This is a genomic window from Winogradskyella sp. Asnod2-B02-A, assembly GCF_045063645.1.
Lineage (GTDB): Bacteria > Bacteroidota > Bacteroidia > Flavobacteriales > Flavobacteriaceae > Winogradskyella.
Window position 1 is genome coordinate 785,331 of the sequence record NZ_JBEFOG010000027.1, and the last position, 18,832, is coordinate 804,162.

Here is an 18,832-nt window from a genome sequence, read left to right on the forward strand (position 1 = left end):
ACAATTATGAAAAGTGCAACTTTCATGAATTCAAAAATTATAAATAAAAAAGTTATGAAAAGAACAATTAAATTTTTAATGATTTTAATGGTATCAGTTACCATTACATCTTGTGTACAAGATGATGATTATACTGTTCCAAATAGTATTGGAGATGAAGAAAACGAACAATTAAATGAACTTTTAAGTAGAGTAGATAATGGTGAAGAAGATGAAATACAAATGAAGACCATTACAGAGGTAAGAGCGTTAGCGGTACAATACGAAGCCATTACTATAGAATCTGAAATTATGGTAAAAGGATATGTATCATCTAGTGATGAAACAGGTAATTTCTATAAAGAATTCTTTATTCAAGATGACCCAACCAATCCAACAGCAACTCTTAAAGTTGTATTAAACCAAGCAGATACGTATAATCAATTTAATCAAGGTAGAGAAGTATATATTTACTTGCCTGGTTTAGTTGTAGGTGAAACTAATACTGGTGATGATGTTATTACTATTGGAGGAAAGATTGATGATTTTGATAATGATGTTCTTGCTATGACAGCTAATCAAATCCCTGATCACCTTTTTAGATCATCTGTTACTGAAACCTTAACTCCTGTAGAATTAAATTTATCTGAAATTACAGAATCATATCTTGGGATGTACGTAAAACTTATTGACGTTCAGTTTCCTGTAGGTTTAGCTGGTTTACCTTATGTAGATCCTACTGATGACTATGATTCTTCTAGACCAATTGAAAGCTGTAGTGAATCTTCTACTTTTGTTATGGAGTCTAGTACATTTGCAAATTTTAAAGATATTACACTTCCAACAGATGGTAAAGGTTCTATTTCTGGAATCATAAACAAAACTTACGATGGATACGATTTAGTTTTACAACTAAATACAACTGACGATGTTGTTATGGATGGTGTGCGTTGCGATCCATTATTTGTTGAGGCATTTGAAACTGATTTTTTAACATGGACAAATTACAGCGTAACAGGAGCTCAAGTATGGTCACCTAATACCTATGGAAATCCAGGAAAATGTGCTGCAATGTCTGGATTTGCTAGTGGTTCTACAACTGCAAATGAAGATTGGTTAATTACACCAGCTATAGATATGTCTAATGTTAGTGGTGGAGTTTTAACTTTTCAAACAGCAATGAATTATTCAGGTAATGTAATGGAAATATATATGTCTACTGATTATTCTGGAGGAGACCCAAACACTGACGGAACTTGGACGCAATTATCTGCAACACTATCTACAGGTAGTTGGAACTGGACAGATTCTGGAGAAATTGATGTTTCTGCAGCAGCTGGTGGTAATCTATTTATTGGATTTAAATACACATGTACAAGTTCAACATCTGCTACATACGAAATAGATAATGTAAAAGTTATTGCTCAATAATATAATTAAGGTTTTATCCTTTGTTAAAACAGAAACCTGCTTATTGCAGGTTTTTGTTTTTATTAATACTTAGCCAATAAATGTTAGACAATTATTACATCACCATATTCAACCACTACAAAAAAGTCTTTGGCAAAAAAAGCATTACTATTGCGTTAGTATACATTAGTGCTTTAGAAGTTTCTATTGCACTTGCTCTAGGTGCTTTTTTTATGGCTTTTGCGAGTCAGATGAAAATGTCTGTAATGTCTTCATCAAAATTTTGGGTGTTATTTACATTAATTGCACTCTTCATCATATCTAAAAACTGGATGCGCTATAATGGCAAGAAAAGAACAATCCTTAACGCAAAATATAAGCGTATTGACACTTCAATATCATTATTATGGCTTATACCAATAGGATGCTTTACTATAGCTTTTATACTTCTACAGGTACAATAAAAAAAACGCCACCCTTTCGGGTAGCGTTACTTTTAAATGTATAAATTTTAACTGAATTTATTCAGTTTTCTTTTCTGCTTTAGTTTTATCTGCACAACACACTTTTTTACCATCTTTTTTACAGTCTGCTTTACAAGCTTTCTTTTCAGCGTCCGTTTTACCAGCACAACATGCTTCTTTACAATCTGCCTTACACGCTTTAGTCTCACCTTCAAAAGTATCAACGGCATGCATATCTTTAACCTTATAGGTGTCTGAAACTTTACCAACCGCCTCTTCTAAAGATTTAGGTGTAACTTTAGCTTCATCATATTCTACCATAGCTAAACGCTTATCAAAATCTACTTTTGCAGATTTCACACCTTCCATTTTTGCCATTTTCTTTTCAATGGTTTTTGCACAACCCATAGCGCAGGTCATTCCATCTATTCCAAATTCCACTTTAGCGTAAGTAGCATTAGGATCTAAAGTTTGAGCAACATCTTTATTGCTTACTTCTATATCTACCGTTTTAACTTCTGGGGCTGTTTCATTTTTACAAGATGTAAAAACCAACGCCATAATTGCAACTAGACTCAATGTTCTTAATGTATTCATAGATTTAAACTATTAAATTTTGCATAAATCTAATAAATATTGCCGTTTCTTGCGATACAATTAACGAATTTTGTGATTTATTTATAGCTATTTCGAATGAAAAATCTAAATATTAAGTGGGTTTATCTTTTAATTCTCTCTCTCATTTGGGGAAGTTCATTTATTTTAATCAAAAAATCACTTTTAGGGCTTACTCCGTATCAACTAGGTGCTTTAAGAACTATCATTACTGGTATTATATTATTAGCTTTTGGTTTTAATAAACTCAAAGCAATTCCGAAATCTAAATGGAAATGGCTTTTATTATCTGGACTTTTAGGTTCTTTTATTCCTGCGTTCTTTTTTGCTATTGCAGAAACTGAAATTGATAGCGCTGTTACCTCTATTTTAAACTCACTTGTGCCATTAAGTACTATCTTATTGGGTTTTGCTATATTTAAAATTACATCAACAAAGCGCCAAATATTAGGTGTTATTATTGGATTTACAGGCACAGCAATTTTAATACTAAAAGGTGCTGAATTAAATCCAAATCAGAATTATTTATATGCCAGTTTTATAATTGCATCTACAGTAATGTATGCTGCTAATGTTAATATAATCAAACGGCATTTACAAGATGTAAAACCACTGTCAATAGCGGCTGGTAATTATGCATTTATAATTATTCCTGCATTGATAGTATTAATATTTAGTGATTTTTTTACACTAAAAACATTTGATAATCCTGCTTTACCAAAAGCATTGATGTATATTACTATTCTAGCCGTTTTTGGCACTGCAATAGCGAAAGTTCTATTTTTTAAACTAGTACAACTATCAACACCTGTATTTGCATCTTCTGTGACGTATATTATGCCAATTATTGCATTAGGCTGGGGAATATTAGATGGTGAAGCTTTTAGCTTTATACAAGGCTTGGCAGCATTGCTTGTTTTGATTGGTGTATATCTTTCACATAAACATAAAGCATAAAAAAAACCGAAGCTTTCACTTCGGTTTTTAATATACTATAATTAACAATGATTAGTTAAAATCTGCATCAGTAACACCTTCGTTAATTTTAACTTCTGTAGTTTCAAAAGATAAAACCTGAGGTCCTGTAGCAACCTTCATGGTATTTGGTAACATCACACCATTAGCTTCTTTATAGTTAGAATAATCAATAACCGTTGTCATTGACATCCCTTGCATCTCAGCAGTTTCTTCTGTTCTTAGCAAATATCCTGTTTTAACATCGTAAAATCTGTAAGATACAGTCTCTTCCTTAGTAACTTTTACCTTATAAACGTCAGCTCCATCAATAGTCATTAAGCTTTCTAAAGCTAAGTTAGATGCATCCATATATAATTCTGGAAACAATCCTTTTTCAGATTTCTTTGTCGCTAATGTTTTTTCATCCATTGGTGCTTTTTGACCTTGCTGCTCTATAAAACCACTTTCTCCATTAAAATTCTGCTTCATCACAGTACCCATACCTTCTACAACAATCTCCATAAAAGACTTGTTAGGAGCCATTTGCTTCACAGTTGCTTTAGGCTTAAATGGTGCTCCTTGAATAGTGACATCAGAATTTACTAATATCGTATTTACTTTATTCAAGTTTGCTTCTCCACCAATTGCAGTGATATAATTTTTAACTACTGCATCACCTGTTAAACCAGCTGGCAATGGTTTAGAAAATACTGGCTTCTCAACAGCATTAGCAAACTTATCGTAATATTTTATAGGGATTCCTGTTTTTTCTAAATTCTCTATAACATCTGCTCCATTACCTACAACGATAATTCTTAAATTATCTGCTTGAAAATATTTGTTTGCCACTCTCATAATATCTTCAACAGATACATCATTTATTTTTTGCAAATACGTAGTATAAAAATCTTCAGGTAAATCATTCAACTTTATATTTAATGCATAATTAGCAATCGTTTGTGGACGCTCTAAAGCCATTACAAAATTACCAACATATTTAGCTTTGGCATCTTTTAAAAGTTGCGCATCTACTGGCTCTGTTCTAATTCTATTAATTTCTTTTAAAGCTTCTACAACAGCACTATCTGTCACTTCGTTTCTAACCTTAGCCGTAGCATTAAAACGAGATGCACCATATCTATTTGCACCTAAACTAGAATATGCACCATAGGTATAAGCTTTGTCCTCTCTTAAGTTTTTAAATAAATACCCTTCGCCTCCACCACCTAAGATGTTGTTAGTAATTAAAGCCGCATGATAGTCAGGATCATTCATCTTTAATTTAACATTATTTGTAATAGACAGATTAGACTGCGTTGCATCTGGTACGTCTACAAAATTAATTTGAGTGTATTGCACATTAGCATTTGGCTGAGGCACTGCAGAATTCACATCTACTGACTTGGTCCAATCGTTAAAATATTTTTTAACTTGTTTCTTAACATCTTTAAAATCAACATCTCCAATAACTACTAAATAAGCATTGTTAGGATTAAAATAAGTCTCATAAAATGCTACTGCATCGCCAAAAGACACATTATTAATAGTTTCTTCTGTTACAAACTCTCCATAAGGGTGCTTTGTACCATAAGATAATGCAGAACCTACTCTACCAGAAATGGCATCTGCATTTTTCTCATCTGACTTTAAACCTTCAATAAGTTTTGTTTTCTCTTTTTCAAATTCCTCTTCTGTTAACAAAGGATTAATAGCTGCATCAGCTAATAATTGTAATATTCTGTCAGAATACTTTGTAAGTGAACTTGCAAAACCTCCACTAAAACCAAAATTTAAATTAGCTCCTAAGAAATCTACTTCCTCGTTAAATTTGTCTTTAGAAATTGTTGTTGTTCCATTCCCCAACATGCTTCCTAATAAGCTTTCAACACCAGCCTTTTTTCCAGTAGAAATTGGCTTGTTATCTATTCTTAAAGAATAAGAAACTCTTGGTAACTTATGGTTTTCAACTACAAGCACTTTTAAACCATTTTTCAACTCAAACTCTTGAGGTTTGTCAATTGATATTTCTGGTTCTGGACCTGCAGCAGGCTGTTTAGATCTATCTATTTGTGCACCTGCACTAATAGTCATTATAAATAATGCGAAAAACGCTACTATTTTAGTGTTCATATTAAATACTGTTTTCATATTATTGATCTTCTTTTTTTGGTAGATATTGTACTTCTACACGTTGGTTAGGGCTTAAATATTTTTTAGCCACTGCCTGAATTTCTTCTCTTGTAATAGATCTGTAAGTTTCTAACTGATTGTTAATGATATTTACATCTCCATATAATAAGTAGTATGTTGCTAAAGAACTTGCAATACCTGCTACACTAGAATTAGAGCTTACAAAATCATTCTCAAACTGATTTAAAAGTTTTTGATAATCACGTTCACTTATTAATTCATTTTGCATTTTAACGATTTCCTCATCCATATCTGCTAATAAAACATCTAAACTCACGTCACCTAATGGCAAAGCAAATAATGCAAAAATGTTGTAGTCTACTTGTCCTAAGTTAACCGCTTGTACAGTTAATGCTTCTTTTTTCTCGTCAATTAATTTTTTGTAAAGTACAGAACTTTTCCCTCCACTTAAATAAGTAGAAATCATATCCAATACGTAAGCCTCTCTGGTTGATTGACCAGGTAATCTGTAAGCTGCAATAATTGCAGGTATTTGAATATTCTTGTCGTAAGCAATTGCTTTTTTAGTTTCGGTAATTGGAGTTTCTTTTGGGAAATCGCGCACTACTTCTGGTCCTTTTTTAACAGCACTGAAGTAATCCTTAACCATTGACTTCGTTTTAGTATAATCTATATCTCCTGCAATGACTAATACCGCATTGTTTGGTACATAGTATTTATCGAAAAATGCATTAAACTCTGCTAAAGTAGCAGCATCTAAATGCTCCATTAAACCAATATTTTGATCTTTATAAGGGTGTACGTTAAATAAGTTTTCTCCAATAGCTTTTAACAAACCTCCATAAGGTTGGTTATCCATACTTTGGCGTTTTTCCTCTTTAACAACCTCGTTTTGTGTATCTACACCAATTTGGTCTATAACCGGATGTAACATACGCTCAGACTCTAACCATAAACCTAACTCTAATTTATTAGAAGGGAAGATTTCGTAGTAATAGGTTCTATCTTGTGATGTGTTAGCATTAAAAGTACCTCCATTTGCAGGAATAATTTTCATAAATTCTCCACGACCAATATTCTCAGAACCTTCAAATAATAAATGCTCAAAAAAGTGTGCGAAACCTGTACGTTGTCTGTCTCCATCTTTTCCACCTACATCATACATAACAGATGTAATAACAACTGGAGCTGTATTATCTTGGTGCATAATAACGTGCAATCCGTTATCTAAATCAAATTCTTCAAATTCAACTTTTTGCGCTATAGCCTGGTGGCTTATAAACAACAAAGAAGCCAAAGCCAGTAAATAGTTTTTCATTGTAGTTTTGTTTAAAATTAAAATGTTTTAAAGGTTTGTCTATACTAAATGCAATTTGTTACATGAAGTCTTACAAAAATAAACAATGATTTATCTTTTTAACATAATAAAATGTAAAAACTCTGAAGAATATGGTTGGTGAGTTCAGCTCTAAAAACTAAATCCATAATTTTTTAAGCAAAACCGCTTGAAAACCCTTAAAACGTTTGTGCATTAAGAAATTAGGAGTATATTTGCATCCGCTTTCTGAGAAGATAGCAATTTATTTAATAAACAAATTAATAAAAACGTTACGCTATGTACGCAATTGTAGAGATAGCAGGGCAGCAATTTAAAGTTGCAAAAGACCAAAGAGTTTTTGTTCACCGTTTAGCAACAGAAGAAGGTAAGAAAGTAGATTTCGACAACGTTCTTTTAATTGGAGATGGTAACAATATTACTGTAGGCGCCCCAGCTATAGATGGAGCACAAGTAAGTGCAAAAGTCTTAAGTCACCTTAAAGGTGATAAAGTAATAGTATTTAAAAAGAAAAGACGTAAAGGTTACCGTGTAAAAAATGGACACAGACAATCTTTAACTGAAATCTTAATTGAAGGTATTACAACTTCTGGAGCAAAGAAAGCTGCACCGAAGAAAGAAACTAAAAAAGCCGAACCAAAAGTAGAAGCGAAAGCTGCTGCTCCTAAAGCTAAAAAAGCTACAGGTGGTGCTGATGATTTAAAGAAAGTTGAAGGTATTGGTCCTAAAATTGCATCTACTTTAGTAGAAGCTGGTATCACTACTTTTTCTGATTTAGCTAAAGCTACACCAGAAGCAATTTCTGAAATCATTGCAGATGTTCGTGGTAACCATGTTACTGATACTTGGCCAGCACAAGCACAATTAGCTGCTGATGGTAAGTGGGACGAGCTTAAAAAATGGCAAGACGAATTAGATGGTGGTAAAGCATAATTGCTAAATCACTTAAGTATAACAATATAAAACCTTAAGATCATGGCTCATAAAAAAGGAGTTGGTAGTTCGAAGAATGGTAGAGAATCAGAATCAAAACGTTTAGGCGTTAAGATATTTGGTGGACAAGCTGCTATTGCTGGAAACATTATCATAAGACAACGTGGTAACACGCACCATCCAGGTGAAAACGTTTATCAAGGAAAAGATCATACTTTACACGCTAAAGTTGATGGCCTTGTAAAATTTACTAAGAAAAAAGACAATAAGTCTTACGTTTCTATTGAAGCTTTTGAAGCTTAATAAATTCATTTCTTAACAAATTGTAAAAACCCTTTCTATTTATAGAGAGGGTTTTTTATTTTAAAATAGTATTTATACTAATCTTACTTATCTTTTGGTTATCTAATAAACCCATTAGTCATTTAGAATGAAAAGCCTTGTTTTAATATTAATAGTATTTTTTGGATGTAAATCTGCTAAAAATATTACAGAATCAGAGAACTTTAACATTCAAGATGTTCATTCTGTAGTAGAACTCAAAAACATAAATGTAGTTTACAGAGGCATTTCTAACCCTATTTATATCGGAATACCACATTCATTATCTTTTGAAGCAAGTGCTCCTGGACTCAAAAAGATTGATAACGTCGGAAATTATGTATTATCTCCAGGTTCTGGAAAAACCGTTGATATCTTAATTAAAGCTACACTCAAAGATGGCAGTGCTTTTACTGAAAAAAAGACATTGAGAATAAGAGATATTGGTCGTATTGAAGGTACAGTAAATAATATTCAATGTAGCAATTCGAAATGCCAATTACTATTTTCTAAAGAAGAACTAAAACACAGCGAAATAGGCTTAAATGGCGATAATTTTGTATTCAATCTAGATTTAAGCGTTAAAAGCTTTAAACTAAAATTACCTAATATTGATACCATACAGGTTGAAGGAAATACAATTCCTAAAACAATAAATAATCTAATTGATAATTTAAAAATTGATGACCTTATTGTAATTTTTGATATTAATCCTAAAGTAAATAATTCAAATTTCAGTTCAATTAGGATTTGTAAAACTCCGATAATTCAAATTAGAATAACAGAAGAATTATAATATCTACAAGACTAATCTATTCTACGATAATTCATTAAATAATCTCCATCTTCTTCAATAGAAAACTCGCATTCATATTCTGGCAAACCCCTTGCTTTAGTTTATAATCAAAAAAGAGTTCATCATTTATAATTTCTGCATCAAAGTAATAGTTCTTTACGGCTTCAAGTTCGGTTTCAATTTCTGTGAGACTTAAATCGTGTGTAGCAATAATTCCTGTAGCATGTTGTTTTACGAGTTTTTCAACAAACTTACGCGAGCCAATCGCTTTATCTGTGCTGTTGGTGCCTTTTAGTATTTCATCTAGAATTACGAAATAGTTTTTATCTTTTTCAATAGTATCTACGACAAATTTTAATCGTGTAAGCTCGCTAAAGAAGTACGAACTATCATCTGTTAACGAATCTGTTGTTCGCATACTAGTAATGAGCTTAATTGGCTTGTATTTACTGTGCTTAGCACAAATTGGCAAACCAACATTAGCCATTACAATATGAAGCGCAACGGTTCTTAAAAAGGTACTTTTTCCAGCCATATTTGCACCAGTAACGATAAAGAATTGTTCTTCTTCAAGTTTTAAATCACTATCAACTCGCTTTTCAGGGTTTAATAAAGGATGACCTAAACCTTGAGCTAAAATAGTAACAGGTTCATCAGTTAAAATTGGATACGTAAAATCCTGATGATTAAAAGCATAGTTACCAAAACTGTTAAAAGCATCAAAGAAAGTAACGACTTCAAACCAATCTTCAACTTTATCTCCATATTGCCTAATCCATTGTTCTACATTATAACTACTTCTTATATCTACAAGTAAATAACCATTTCCAAAAATTGCAGAGATGAGATTATTTCTATTATCCAAAGCATCCAGCGTTTTAGAGAATTTTGAAAATATTTCTGAAGCTTTTAATCCATCTGACTCTATTAATTTTTGTTTAGACTTCAATAATTCCGAAGTAAACGCTGTTGATTCAATAGCGTTAAGCAATAAAGCATATTGTCTAAAGGTGTCTTTAGCTCTCTCTGTATTTTGGGCAAGGATATTAATTTTCTTCAAATAAACACCTATGATTCCCAACCCTAGTAACAACCAATAACCAGCGATGGAAATCGGAATAATTTCAGCAATTCCCAAACCTAAAAGCACAAAAGATGCTATACTAAAACCTAAGGTTAGAGCATACTGTAATTTACCTAAAAATGGTTGATATTCCTTTAACCAAGTTATTATTGAATTTGCAGAATGTTCAATTTCTACACCTTGTGCAACGGCTGAATAATTTTGTCTCCATTTAGGTAATGCAGCTAATTCCTTTATGGCTTGTTGTCGTGTTTCAATATTTGTTATATCATTAGAAAGCAGATTTTCAGTGAGTTTTTCCGTACCTTCTATAATCGCTGTTCTGTTTATAAACTGAAAAAAAGATCCCTTTCCAAATAAATCTATATCTAGACTAAAAAAATGCTTCGGGTTTTGAAACTTTTCTCCATCTAATCTATCATAAAAGTCGCCTTTTTCAATTTTTAATTCCTCTTCATTTATTGCAATCAATCGTTTATGAAGATTTCTTTTAGATTTTAAATCAGTATATCTTGATAATAAAAAAAGAAAACTTGCCGCACCAAATACACCAATACCAGCAGCTATCTGCCAATTTTGATATGTAAAATAGATGCCAATTCCGGTAAGAATAAAAATTGAAAGTCTAAGTATACTAAACAAACTTAATTGTTTAAAAATTCGCTTAGACGCAATTTGGTTGATATCTAATTGCTCTTTATAAAATGTATTTGGGTTTTGCATGATGCTTTATTAGAATCGAAATATAAGAAAAGTAAAAATCCCAAGTCATAATTATGCTTGGGATTTATATATCATTTAACGTATTCCGTTATGGAATGTTGTATCTATTAACCTTTTAAAGTCGCAGATAAATACTCACGATTCATACGTGCAATATTCTCTAAAGAAATGCCTTTCGGACATTCTACTTCACAAGCTCCTGTATTAGTACAGTTACCAAATCCTTCTAGATCCATTTGAGCCACCATGTTTTGTACACGATCTGCAGCCTCTACTTGTCCTTGTGGTAATAAAGCATACTGAGATACCTTTGCACCTACAAATAACATTGCAGAAGAGTTTTTACAAGTTGCTACACAAGCACCACAACCAATACAAGTTGCTGCATCCATAGCTTCATCAGCTGCATGTTTAGAAATAGGAATATTATTAGCATCTTGTGTATTACCAGATGTATTTACAGAAATGTAACCACCTGCTTGTTGAATACGCTCAAAAGCCATTCTATCTACTACTAAATCTTTAATTACAGGAAATGCTGCCGCTCTAAATGGTTCAATAGTAATAGTATCACCATCATTAAACATACGCATGTGTAACTGACATGTTGTAATGCCTCTATCTGGTCCATGCGCTTCACCATTAATGTACATAGAGCACATTCCGCAAATTCCTTCACGACAATCATGATCAAAAGCTATAGGTTCTTCGCCAGAATTCACTAATTGTTCATTCAAAACATCCATCATTTCTAAGAAAGACATATGTTCTGAAATCTCAGTTACTTTGTAATCGACCATTTGACCCTTAGCTTTTGAGTCTTTTTGTCTCCAAATTTTAAGTGTTAAATTCATATCGTCTTTCTTATTTGTATGAACGTTGTTTTAGTTCAATATCTTTAAATTCTAATTGTTCTTTATGTAAAACTGCATCAGCAGGTTCGCCTTTATATTCCCAAGCAGATACAAATGCAAAATCTTTATCATTACGTTTTGCTTCTCCTTTTTGTGGACCATCTAATTCTGCAGATTCTTCTCTAAAGTGCCCACCACAAGATTCTGCTCTTTCTAAAGCATCCATAGCAAATAATTCTCCTAATTCTAAGAAATCCGCTACACGACCAGCCTTTTCAAGCTCAGTATTCATTTCATCTGCAGTTCCTGGTACAGAAACTTCTTTCCAAAATTCTTCTCTAATCGCTTTAATTTCAGCCATAGCTTCTGTTAAGCCTTGTGCGTTTCTAGACATTCCTGCCTTATCCCACATTACTTTTCCTAATTTCTTATGAAAATAATCAACAGATTTTGTGCCTTTATTGTTTACAAAGAAATTAATTCTATCAGTAACTTCTTTTTCTGCGTCTTCAAATTCTTTTGTATCCGTTGGAATTTCCCCAGTTCTAATATCATCAGATAAATAATCACCAATTGTATAAGGCAATACAAAATAACCATCTGCTAAACCTTGCATTAATGCCGAAGCACCAAGTCTGTTTGCACCGTGATCAGAGAAATTAGCTTCACCAATACAATAACACCCAGGAATTGTAGTCATTAAGTTATAATCGACCCAAACACCACCCATTGTGTAATGTACTGCTGGGTAAATCATCATTGGTGTTTCGTATGGATTTTGATCTATAATCTTCTCATACATTTGAAATAAGTTACCGTATTTTTCTTTTACGATAGCTTGACCTAATTCAATTATTTTTTCTTTAGTAGGATTATCTAAATTATGAATTTTGGCTTGCTCTTTTCCATAACGTTCAAAAGCAGAAGCAAAATCTAAATAAACTGCTTCACCAGTAGCATTTACACCATAACCAGCATCACAACGTTCTTTTGCTGCTCTCGATGCTACATCACGAGGTACTAAGTTACCAAATGCTGGGTATCTTCTTTCTAAGTAATAATCGCGTTCATCTTCAGTTAATTCAGTTGGTTTTTTACGACCTTCTCTAATTGCCAATACATCTTCCATGTTTTTAGGAACCCAAATACGACCATCATTACGTAATGATTCTGACATTAAAGTCAATTTCGATTGGTAATCTCCCGAACGCGGAATACATGTTGGGTGAATTTGTGTATAACAAGGATTTGCGAAATACGCTCCTTTTTTATGTATTTTCCAAGCTGCAGTTGCATTAGAACCCATAGCGTTTGTTGATAAGAAATATACATTTCCGTATCCACCAGAACCAATTACAACAGCATGAGCTGAATGTCTTTCTATTTCACCAGTAATTAAATTACGAGCAATAATACCTCTTGCTTTTCCGTCTACAATAACAACGTCTAGCATTTCGTGACGGTTAAACATCTCAATTTTACCACGAGCAATTTGTCTATTCATTGCAGAATAAGCTCCTAATAATAATTGTTGCCCTGTTTGACCTTTAGCATAGAATGTTCTAGAAACTAAAACACCACCAAACGAACGGTTATCTAACAATCCACCATAATCACGTGCAAAAGGAACACCTTGCGCCACACATTGGTCAATAATATTAGAAGACACCTCAGCCAAACGATAAACGTTTGCTTCACGTGAGCGATAATCTCCACCTTTTACAGTATCGTAGAACAACCTGTAAGTAGAATCACCATCACCTTGATAATTTTTTGCTGCATTAATACCACCTTGAGCAGCAATTGAGTGTGCTCTACGAGGTGAATCTTGATAAGCAAATGCTTTTACATTATAACCTAATTCTGCTAAAGTTGCAGCAGCAGAACCTCCAGCAAGACCTGTACCAACAACAATAACATCAATGTTACGTTTGTTGGCCGGATTTACTAAATCAATTTTATTTTTATAATCAGTCCATTTATCTTTAATTGGACCCTTTGGTACTTTTGAATCTAAAGCCATATTAGATATTTTTTTAGTGAGTAAAGTGATGGAATAACGCGATGAAAATAAATCCTAATGGAACTAAAATCGCATAAGCTTTTCCGAATCCCTGTAATCCTTTTGTGTATTTGTTATTTGCACCTGTAGATTGAAATGCAGAATCAAAACCATGTAGTAAGTGAAGTGCTAAAAACACAAAACCTACAATGTATAGCGCCACTCTCCAAAGCGGTACAAACTTTTCTTGTAATTCATGAAAATATCTGAACTCACCATTGTGCAACCCAGACATATCACCAATAATATACTTTGTATTAATTTCTGGAATCCAAAAATCAATAAAGTGAATAATTAAAAATACAAGGATAAAGCCACCACTCCAAATCATGTTTCTGCTCATCCATGTAGAATTTGCAGCACCATTATTTTTAGCATACTTAACACCGTTTGCTTTTTTGTTTTTGATTTCTAATACAAAACCCATTACAAAGTGAAAAATAACACCAATAATTAAAATAGGTTGAATAACATATTGAACCACCCAAAACGTTCCCATAAAATGAGATATTTCATTAAAAGTATCTGGACTTAAAACTGAAAAAAGGTTGATAACAAAATGTTGTAGTACAAAAATCATAAGGAAGAGTGCCGAAAGTGCCATGGCAAACTTTCTTCCAATCGACGAATTTAGAATTCCGCTCATTGTAAATCTAGTTTATTTTAGTCTAACAAAGATACAGCGCAAATGGCTTTTAGCCAACTACGATCATTGATAATTAATCTATTTAGAATGGTTTTAATCTAGAGGAAATAATTACTTAATTTCTAGCACCTTACTATTATCACCAATTTGAACTTTATACAAACCTTTAGGTAAATAGTTCTTTTTATTTCCTGTTTCTTTAAAATCTATATTAGAATCCTCTTTCTTCAAAGCCTTTTTTCCTTTTTCAGTAATCTCTAATTTATAATCCACGTAGTTAAAGCCTTTTTCTACCTTGGTAGAGATACTATATAATTCTGTTCCTTTTTCTGATAAAACTTTTAAGGTTTTGTTCCCTGAAGAATTACTAAAGAATTGAATCGTTATTTCTGGCTCAAAAGCGTCAGACCAAGGACTCCACGAACTTCCCCAACGACCAGAAAATTTAACTGACTCTAGATCTAAAAATGTGATATCATCTGTAACCTTGTCAACATTTATCGTTTGAAGTGCTTCAATATTTGTTTTATAAATACTTCGACCATGAGTTCCTATTAATAAATCTTTAGCTTCTGGCTGAATAACCATATCATGTACCGCAACGTTTGGTAATCCATTTGAAAACGCTTCCCAAGATTTGCCCATATTAAAAGTTACATAAGCACCATTATCAGTTCCTAGATACAAAAGGTTTTCTTTTAAAGGATCTTCTCTTATCACATTAACTGGTGAAGTTGGAATATTGTTACTAATATCTTTCCAAGTTTGCCCATAATCGTCACTCATATAAACATAAGCTTTAAAGTCATCCCAACGATAACCATTTAAAGTGGCGTAAACACGCTCTTTTTTATGTTTTGAAGCAATAACTCTGCTTACCCATAAATCTTTTGGTAGAGTATTTGAAATCGTCGCCCAACTTCCTCCTGCATTTTTAGTTACACTTACTACACCATCATCACTTCCTGTATAAATTAATCCAAATTGAAAAGGACTTTCACTAATAGAAGTTAAAGTGCCATAAGCCACATTTCCTTTTTTACCTCCTCTTGTTAAATCTAAACTTATGGCTGTAAAATCATCGCCTTTATTCATAGAACGCATTAATTTATTACCTCCCAAGTACAAAATATCTTGATTATGTGGTGACAATAGAATCGGCGTTTGCCAATTAAAACGGTATGGTGTTTCACCTAATGTATGTTTAGGCTGAATGTATTTAAACTCCTCCGTCTCACGGTTAATTCTGTAATAATTTCCAAACTGATAACCTGTATATACAATATTAGCATCTCTACTATCAATCTGAATTTGCATACCATCACCTCCCATTATGCTTTCCCAAGGATATTGACCATTTTGATGCCAGCTTTTATCTTCCACTGCGTTATTGGCGCCAAACCAAACTCCATTATCCTGAAGACCACCATATACATTATATGGTTTTTCGTTATCGACATTAATGGCATAAAACTGACCCACAGATGGCGAATTCAACTTAACCCAACTTTCACCATCATCGTAACTCATATTTAGTCCACCATCATTTCCATTTATTAAATGACCTTGTTTTCTCGGATTTACCCAAAGCGCTTGATGATCTGCATGTACATTTTCACGACTAATTGAAGTGAATGTTGTGCCAGCATCTTTAGATTTTAAAATAGGAACTCCCATAATATAAATTCCATTTTTATCTTGTGGATCCACTCTTATTTCTCCAAAATAATATCCGTAACTGTAATATAATCCATCTATATAATCGTCATGCGTTTTTTTCCACGTTTTACCACCATCTGTGCTCTTATACACCTCAGCACCAATTACAGGTGTATCAAACAACAAAGCATTAGCATCTTCTAAGTAATGAGCCAAATCAATGGGTTTTACGGTTCCACTACTTACCAGTTGCTTCACATTAGTTGCTCTATATTTCTCTTGAAATCCATTAGTTTTAAGGTATGCATTAAGCTTTTTGTCTTCGAGCTTCATAAAAGCGTCAACACTCATGGTTTTAAAATCGGCTTTTGTTAAGCCGGAAGATTCACTTTTTTTTGAGGTTGCTTTTCTATGAAACTGACTATCATGTAAAGCATAAATAGTGTTTTCATCATAAATAGCAACACCTATTCTACCAACACCTTCTCCCGTTGGAAATCCACTTTTTTTGGTAGATACCTTCTCCCAAGTATCACCTCCATTTGTACTTTTATATATGGCTGAATTATTTCCGTTGCCAGTAAAATTCCATGCTTTTCTATCTCTAGTCCAAGAAGAAGCAAACATAATTTTGAAATTATTTGGCACATATTGCACATCAATAATACCGCTCATATTATCAACAAATAAGGTTTTATTCCATGTTTTTCCTCCATCTGTAGTTTTGTAAATGCCACGCTCGTTGTTTGGTGAATACAAATGACCAGTTACTCCGATGACAACTTCATCCGGATTTTTAGGATTTATAAGAATGCGACCTATATGATGAGAATCCTCTAAACCAACGTGCTCCCAAGTTTTACCATTGTCACTAGACTTTAAAATACCAATACCAGAATAACTTGATCGTGAACTATTATTTTCACCTGTACCAACCCAAATGGTTCTATTTTTCCAATCAACGGCAATATCACCAACGTTTTGTGTATCTGAACTATCTAAAATCGGCGTAAACGTTGTACCATTATTTGTAGTGTGCCAAACACCTCCAGACGCGTAACCAACATAAAACTCTGATGGCATTTCAGGATTAACATCTACATCTACCACACGACCACTCATTACTGTTGGGCCAATATTTTTAAAAGGTACATTTTTAACTAAAGAAGATGCCTTCATTTTCTGTTTTTGTACCAATGCTTCTTTAATCGTTTCTGCCGAAGTTGCTGGTTGCTGAGAAAAGACTAAAAATGAACTTAGAAAAATTGTAAATGCGAGGAATTTTGATTTAAACATAGTGGTTGGATTTTTAATGCCATCAAATTACGCATTTCATAACTAACCGTCATAAAAGTCTCTTAAATTTTAACAGATTCTAGTCTCTGACTTTTGCTTGCAGTATTAGTTTCACTACTTTTGATATTGAACTGAAATCACAACTTTTCACACTCATACATAGAATTCATTTCGACTGCACTCAGTGTGATAAAATATAAAATTTTACTCTCATGAAATACGATTTAATCGATTCTAAACTTTTTATAAAAAACCGTAAAAACTTTGCTTCTCAAATGAAGCCAAATAGTTTAGCTGTTTTTAATTCTAACGATATTTACCCAATTAGTGCAGATAGCACCATGCCTTTTGAGCAACACAGAGATATTTTTTATTTAAGTGGTGTGGACCAAGAAGAAAGTATTTTAGTGTTATTTCCAGATTGCCCTAAAGAAAAACATCGTGAAATTTTATTCTTAAAAGAAACCAACGAACATATTGCTGTTTGGGAAGGTGAAAAACTGACTAAAGAAAAAGCATTTGAAACTTCAGGAATCAAAACCGTGTATTGGTTGCAAGACCTAGAAAAAGTGCTATTTGAATTAATGACACAATGCGACACAGTATACATTAACACTAATGAACATTACAGAGCGAATGTAGAAACCGAAACACGCGAAGACCGTTTTACAAAATGGTTAAAAGAGAAATATCCTGCACATAGTGTAGCTAAAAGCAATCCTATTTTACAGCGTTTACGTTCTGTAAAAGATCAAATTGAGCTAGACTTAATTCAAAAAGCTTGTGATATTACTGAAAAAGGATTCAGACGTGTTTTAAAATTTACCAAGCCTGGTGTTTGGGAATACAACTTGGAAGCTGAATTTATGCACGAGTTTCTAAACAACCGCTCTAAAGGTTTCTCTTATACGCCAATTATTGGTTCAGGCAACAATGCAAACGTATTACACTATATAGAAAACAACCAACAATGTAAAGCTGGCGATTTAATATTAATTGATGCCGGAGCAGAATACGCAAATTACTCTAGTGATATGACACGTACAATTCCTGTGTCTGGTAAATTTAACGACAGACAAAAGGCTGTTTATAATGCTGTAAATAGAGTTAAAAATGAAGCCACCAAAATGTTAGTTCCAGGCACCATCTGGGAACAATATCATATCGAAGTTGGTAAAATTATGACTTCTGAACTTTTAGGCTTAGGTCTTTTAGACAAAGCCGATGTACAAAATGAAAACTCAGATTGGCCAGCGTACAAAAAGTATTTTATGCATGGTACATCTCACCACATGGGATTAGACACTCATGATTATGGAATTTTAACAGAACCTATGCAAGCCAATATGGTATTTACTGTAGAGCCAGGAATTTATATTCCAGATGAAGGTTTTGGAATTCGTTTAGAAGACGATGTGGTTATCCAAGAAGCAGGAGAACCTTTTAATTTAATGCGTAATATCCCTATTGAAGCAGATGAGATTGAGGATATAATGAATTCATAATTTTGAAAACATAATTAATGAAAAACTTGCAAGCTTATGAT

General features: G+C 33.0%; 15 protein-coding genes. 7 read left to right on the forward strand and 8 right to left on the reverse strand.

Annotation, left to right across the window (positions count from 1 at the left end):
• The first annotated feature begins 54 nt into the window (after positions 1–54).
• Both ACJJVO_RS11505 and ACJJVO_RS11510 read left to right on the forward strand, forming a co-directional pair.
• Positions 55–1,410: a DUF5689 domain-containing protein gene (locus tag ACJJVO_RS11505; protein ID WP_405574201.1), complete on the forward strand. Its 1,356-nt coding sequence runs from the start codon at positions 55–57 to the stop codon at positions 1,408–1,410.
• 80 nt (positions 1,411–1,490) lie between these two features.
• Positions 1,491–1,853, forward strand: coding sequence for a hypothetical protein (locus ACJJVO_RS11510; protein WP_405574204.1), 363 nt, complete (start codon positions 1,491–1,493; stop codon positions 1,851–1,853).
• Positions 1,854–1,910: 57 nt separating this feature from the next.
• On the opposite strand, the gene ACJJVO_RS11515 is transcribed toward ACJJVO_RS11510, so the two are convergent.
• On the reverse strand, positions 1,911–2,450 hold the full coding sequence (locus ACJJVO_RS11515) for a cation transporter (RefSeq protein ID WP_405574206.1): 540 nt from the start codon (positions 2,448–2,450) through the stop codon (positions 1,911–1,913).
• Between the two features lie 96 nt (positions 2,451–2,546).
• Between ACJJVO_RS11515 and ACJJVO_RS11520 the strand changes: the two genes are divergently transcribed.
• Positions 2,547–3,425: a DMT family transporter gene (locus ACJJVO_RS11520; RefSeq protein ID WP_405574209.1), complete on the forward strand. Its 879-nt coding sequence runs from the start codon at positions 2,547–2,549 to the stop codon at positions 3,423–3,425.
• A gap of 51 nt (positions 3,426–3,476) precedes the next feature.
• Here the strand turns inward: ACJJVO_RS11520 and ACJJVO_RS11525 are convergent, their stop codons facing one another.
• Both ACJJVO_RS11525 and ACJJVO_RS11530 read right to left on the reverse strand, forming a co-directional pair.
• Positions 3,477–5,555, reverse strand: a complete 2,079-nt coding sequence (locus ACJJVO_RS11525) for a M16 family metallopeptidase (protein ID WP_405574212.1) — start codon at positions 5,553–5,555, stop codon at positions 3,477–3,479.
• Between the two features lie 19 nt (positions 5,556–5,574).
• On the reverse strand, positions 5,575–6,894 hold the full coding sequence (locus tag ACJJVO_RS11530) for a M16 family metallopeptidase (protein WP_405574215.1): 1,320 nt from the start codon (positions 6,892–6,894) through the stop codon (positions 5,575–5,577).
• 297 nt (positions 6,895–7,191) lie between these two features.
• Here ACJJVO_RS11530 and rplU point away from each other — a divergent pair, with 297 nt between their 5' ends.
• The 3 genes from rplU (at position 7,192) to ACJJVO_RS11545 (ending at position 8,962) form a co-directional block, all read left to right on the forward strand.
• Positions 7,192–7,845, forward strand: a complete 654-nt coding sequence (rplU, locus tag ACJJVO_RS11535; protein ID WP_405574217.1) for a 50S ribosomal protein L21 — start codon at positions 7,192–7,194, stop codon at positions 7,843–7,845.
• Between the two features lie 42 nt (positions 7,846–7,887).
• The gene (rpmA, locus tag ACJJVO_RS11540; RefSeq protein WP_074936881.1) at positions 7,888–8,148 is read left to right on the forward strand and encodes a 50S ribosomal protein L27; all 261 of its coding nucleotides are present in this window, start codon (positions 7,888–7,890) and stop codon (positions 8,146–8,148) included.
• 127 nt (positions 8,149–8,275) lie between these two features.
• Positions 8,276–8,962: a GldM family protein gene (locus ACJJVO_RS11545; protein ID WP_405574220.1), complete on the forward strand. Its 687-nt coding sequence runs from the start codon at positions 8,276–8,278 to the stop codon at positions 8,960–8,962.
• Between the two features lie 34 nt (positions 8,963–8,996).
• On the opposite strand, the gene ACJJVO_RS11550 is transcribed toward ACJJVO_RS11545, so the two are convergent.
• The 5 genes from ACJJVO_RS11550 to ACJJVO_RS11570 all read right to left on the reverse strand — a co-directional run bounded on the left by ACJJVO_RS11550 (position 8,997) and on the right by ACJJVO_RS11570 (position 17,286).
• The gene (locus ACJJVO_RS11550) at positions 8,997–10,769 is read right to left on the reverse strand and encodes a MutS-related protein (protein WP_405574223.1); all 1,773 of its coding nucleotides are present in this window, start codon (positions 10,767–10,769) and stop codon (positions 8,997–8,999) included.
• A 107-nt stretch (positions 10,770–10,876) separates the two neighbouring features.
• On the reverse strand, positions 10,877–11,623 hold the full coding sequence (locus ACJJVO_RS11555) for a succinate dehydrogenase/fumarate reductase iron-sulfur subunit (RefSeq protein WP_405574226.1): 747 nt from the start codon (positions 11,621–11,623) through the stop codon (positions 10,877–10,879).
• 10 nt (positions 11,624–11,633) lie between these two features.
• Positions 11,634–13,646 carry a fumarate reductase/succinate dehydrogenase flavoprotein subunit gene (locus tag ACJJVO_RS11560; RefSeq protein WP_405574229.1) on the reverse strand — a complete coding sequence of 671 codons (2,013 nt, stop codon included), beginning with the start codon at positions 13,644–13,646 and terminating at the stop codon, positions 11,634–11,636.
• Positions 13,647–13,659: 13 nt separating this feature from the next.
• Entirely contained in the window at positions 13,660–14,331 is a 672-nt protein-coding gene (locus ACJJVO_RS11565; protein WP_405574232.1) for a succinate dehydrogenase cytochrome b subunit, read from the reverse strand.
• Positions 14,332–14,442: 111 nt separating this feature from the next.
• On the reverse strand, positions 14,443–17,286 hold the full coding sequence (locus ACJJVO_RS11570; protein ID WP_405574234.1) for a WD40/YVTN/BNR-like repeat-containing protein: 2,844 nt from the start codon (positions 17,284–17,286) through the stop codon (positions 14,443–14,445).
• Positions 17,287–17,498: 212 nt separating this feature from the next.
• On the opposite strand from ACJJVO_RS11570, the gene ACJJVO_RS11575 reads away from it, so the two are divergent.
• Positions 17,499–18,791, forward strand: a complete 1,293-nt coding sequence (locus ACJJVO_RS11575) for an aminopeptidase P family protein (protein WP_405574235.1) — start codon at positions 17,499–17,501, stop codon at positions 18,789–18,791.
• The last annotated feature ends 41 nt before the right edge of the window (positions 18,792–18,832 follow it).

Excerpts from the sequence above, each read along its gene's own strand:
- ACJJVO_RS11505 (WP_405574201.1), top strand. The coding sequence starts at position 55 with ATGAAAAGAACAATTAAATTTTTAATGATTTTAATGGTATCAGTTACC.
- ACJJVO_RS11510 (WP_405574204.1), top strand. The coding sequence starts at position 1,491 with ATGTTAGACAATTATTACATCACCATATTCAACCACTACAAAAAAGTC.
- ACJJVO_RS11515 (WP_405574206.1), bottom strand. The coding sequence starts at position 2,450 with ATGAATACATTAAGAACATTGAGTCTAGTTGCAATTATGGCGTTGGTT.
- ACJJVO_RS11520 (WP_405574209.1), top strand. The coding sequence starts at position 2,547 with ATGAAAAATCTAAATATTAAGTGGGTTTATCTTTTAATTCTCTCTCTC.
- ACJJVO_RS11525 (WP_405574212.1), bottom strand. The coding sequence starts at position 5,555 with ATGAACACTAAAATAGTAGCGTTTTTCGCATTATTTATAATGACTATT.
- ACJJVO_RS11530 (WP_405574215.1), bottom strand. The coding sequence starts at position 6,894 with ATGAAAAACTATTTACTGGCTTTGGCTTCTTTGTTGTTTATAAGCCAC.
- rplU (WP_405574217.1), top strand. The coding sequence starts at position 7,192 with ATGTACGCAATTGTAGAGATAGCAGGGCAGCAATTTAAAGTTGCAAAA.
- rpmA (WP_074936881.1), top strand. The coding sequence starts at position 7,888 with ATGGCTCATAAAAAAGGAGTTGGTAGTTCGAAGAATGGTAGAGAATCA.
- ACJJVO_RS11545 (WP_405574220.1), top strand. The coding sequence starts at position 8,276 with ATGAAAAGCCTTGTTTTAATATTAATAGTATTTTTTGGATGTAAATCT.
- ACJJVO_RS11550 (WP_405574223.1), bottom strand. The coding sequence starts at position 10,769 with ATGCAAAACCCAAATACATTTTATAAAGAGCAATTAGATATCAACCAA.
- ACJJVO_RS11555 (WP_405574226.1), bottom strand. The coding sequence starts at position 11,623 with ATGAATTTAACACTTAAAATTTGGAGACAAAAAGACTCAAAAGCTAAG.
- ACJJVO_RS11560 (WP_405574229.1), bottom strand. The coding sequence starts at position 13,646 with ATGGCTTTAGATTCAAAAGTACCAAAGGGTCCAATTAAAGATAAATGG.
- ACJJVO_RS11565 (WP_405574232.1), bottom strand. The coding sequence starts at position 14,331 with ATGAGCGGAATTCTAAATTCGTCGATTGGAAGAAAGTTTGCCATGGCA.
- ACJJVO_RS11570 (WP_405574234.1), bottom strand. The coding sequence starts at position 17,286 with ATGTTTAAATCAAAATTCCTCGCATTTACAATTTTTCTAAGTTCATTT.
- ACJJVO_RS11575 (WP_405574235.1), top strand. The coding sequence starts at position 17,499 with ATGAAATACGATTTAATCGATTCTAAACTTTTTATAAAAAACCGTAAA.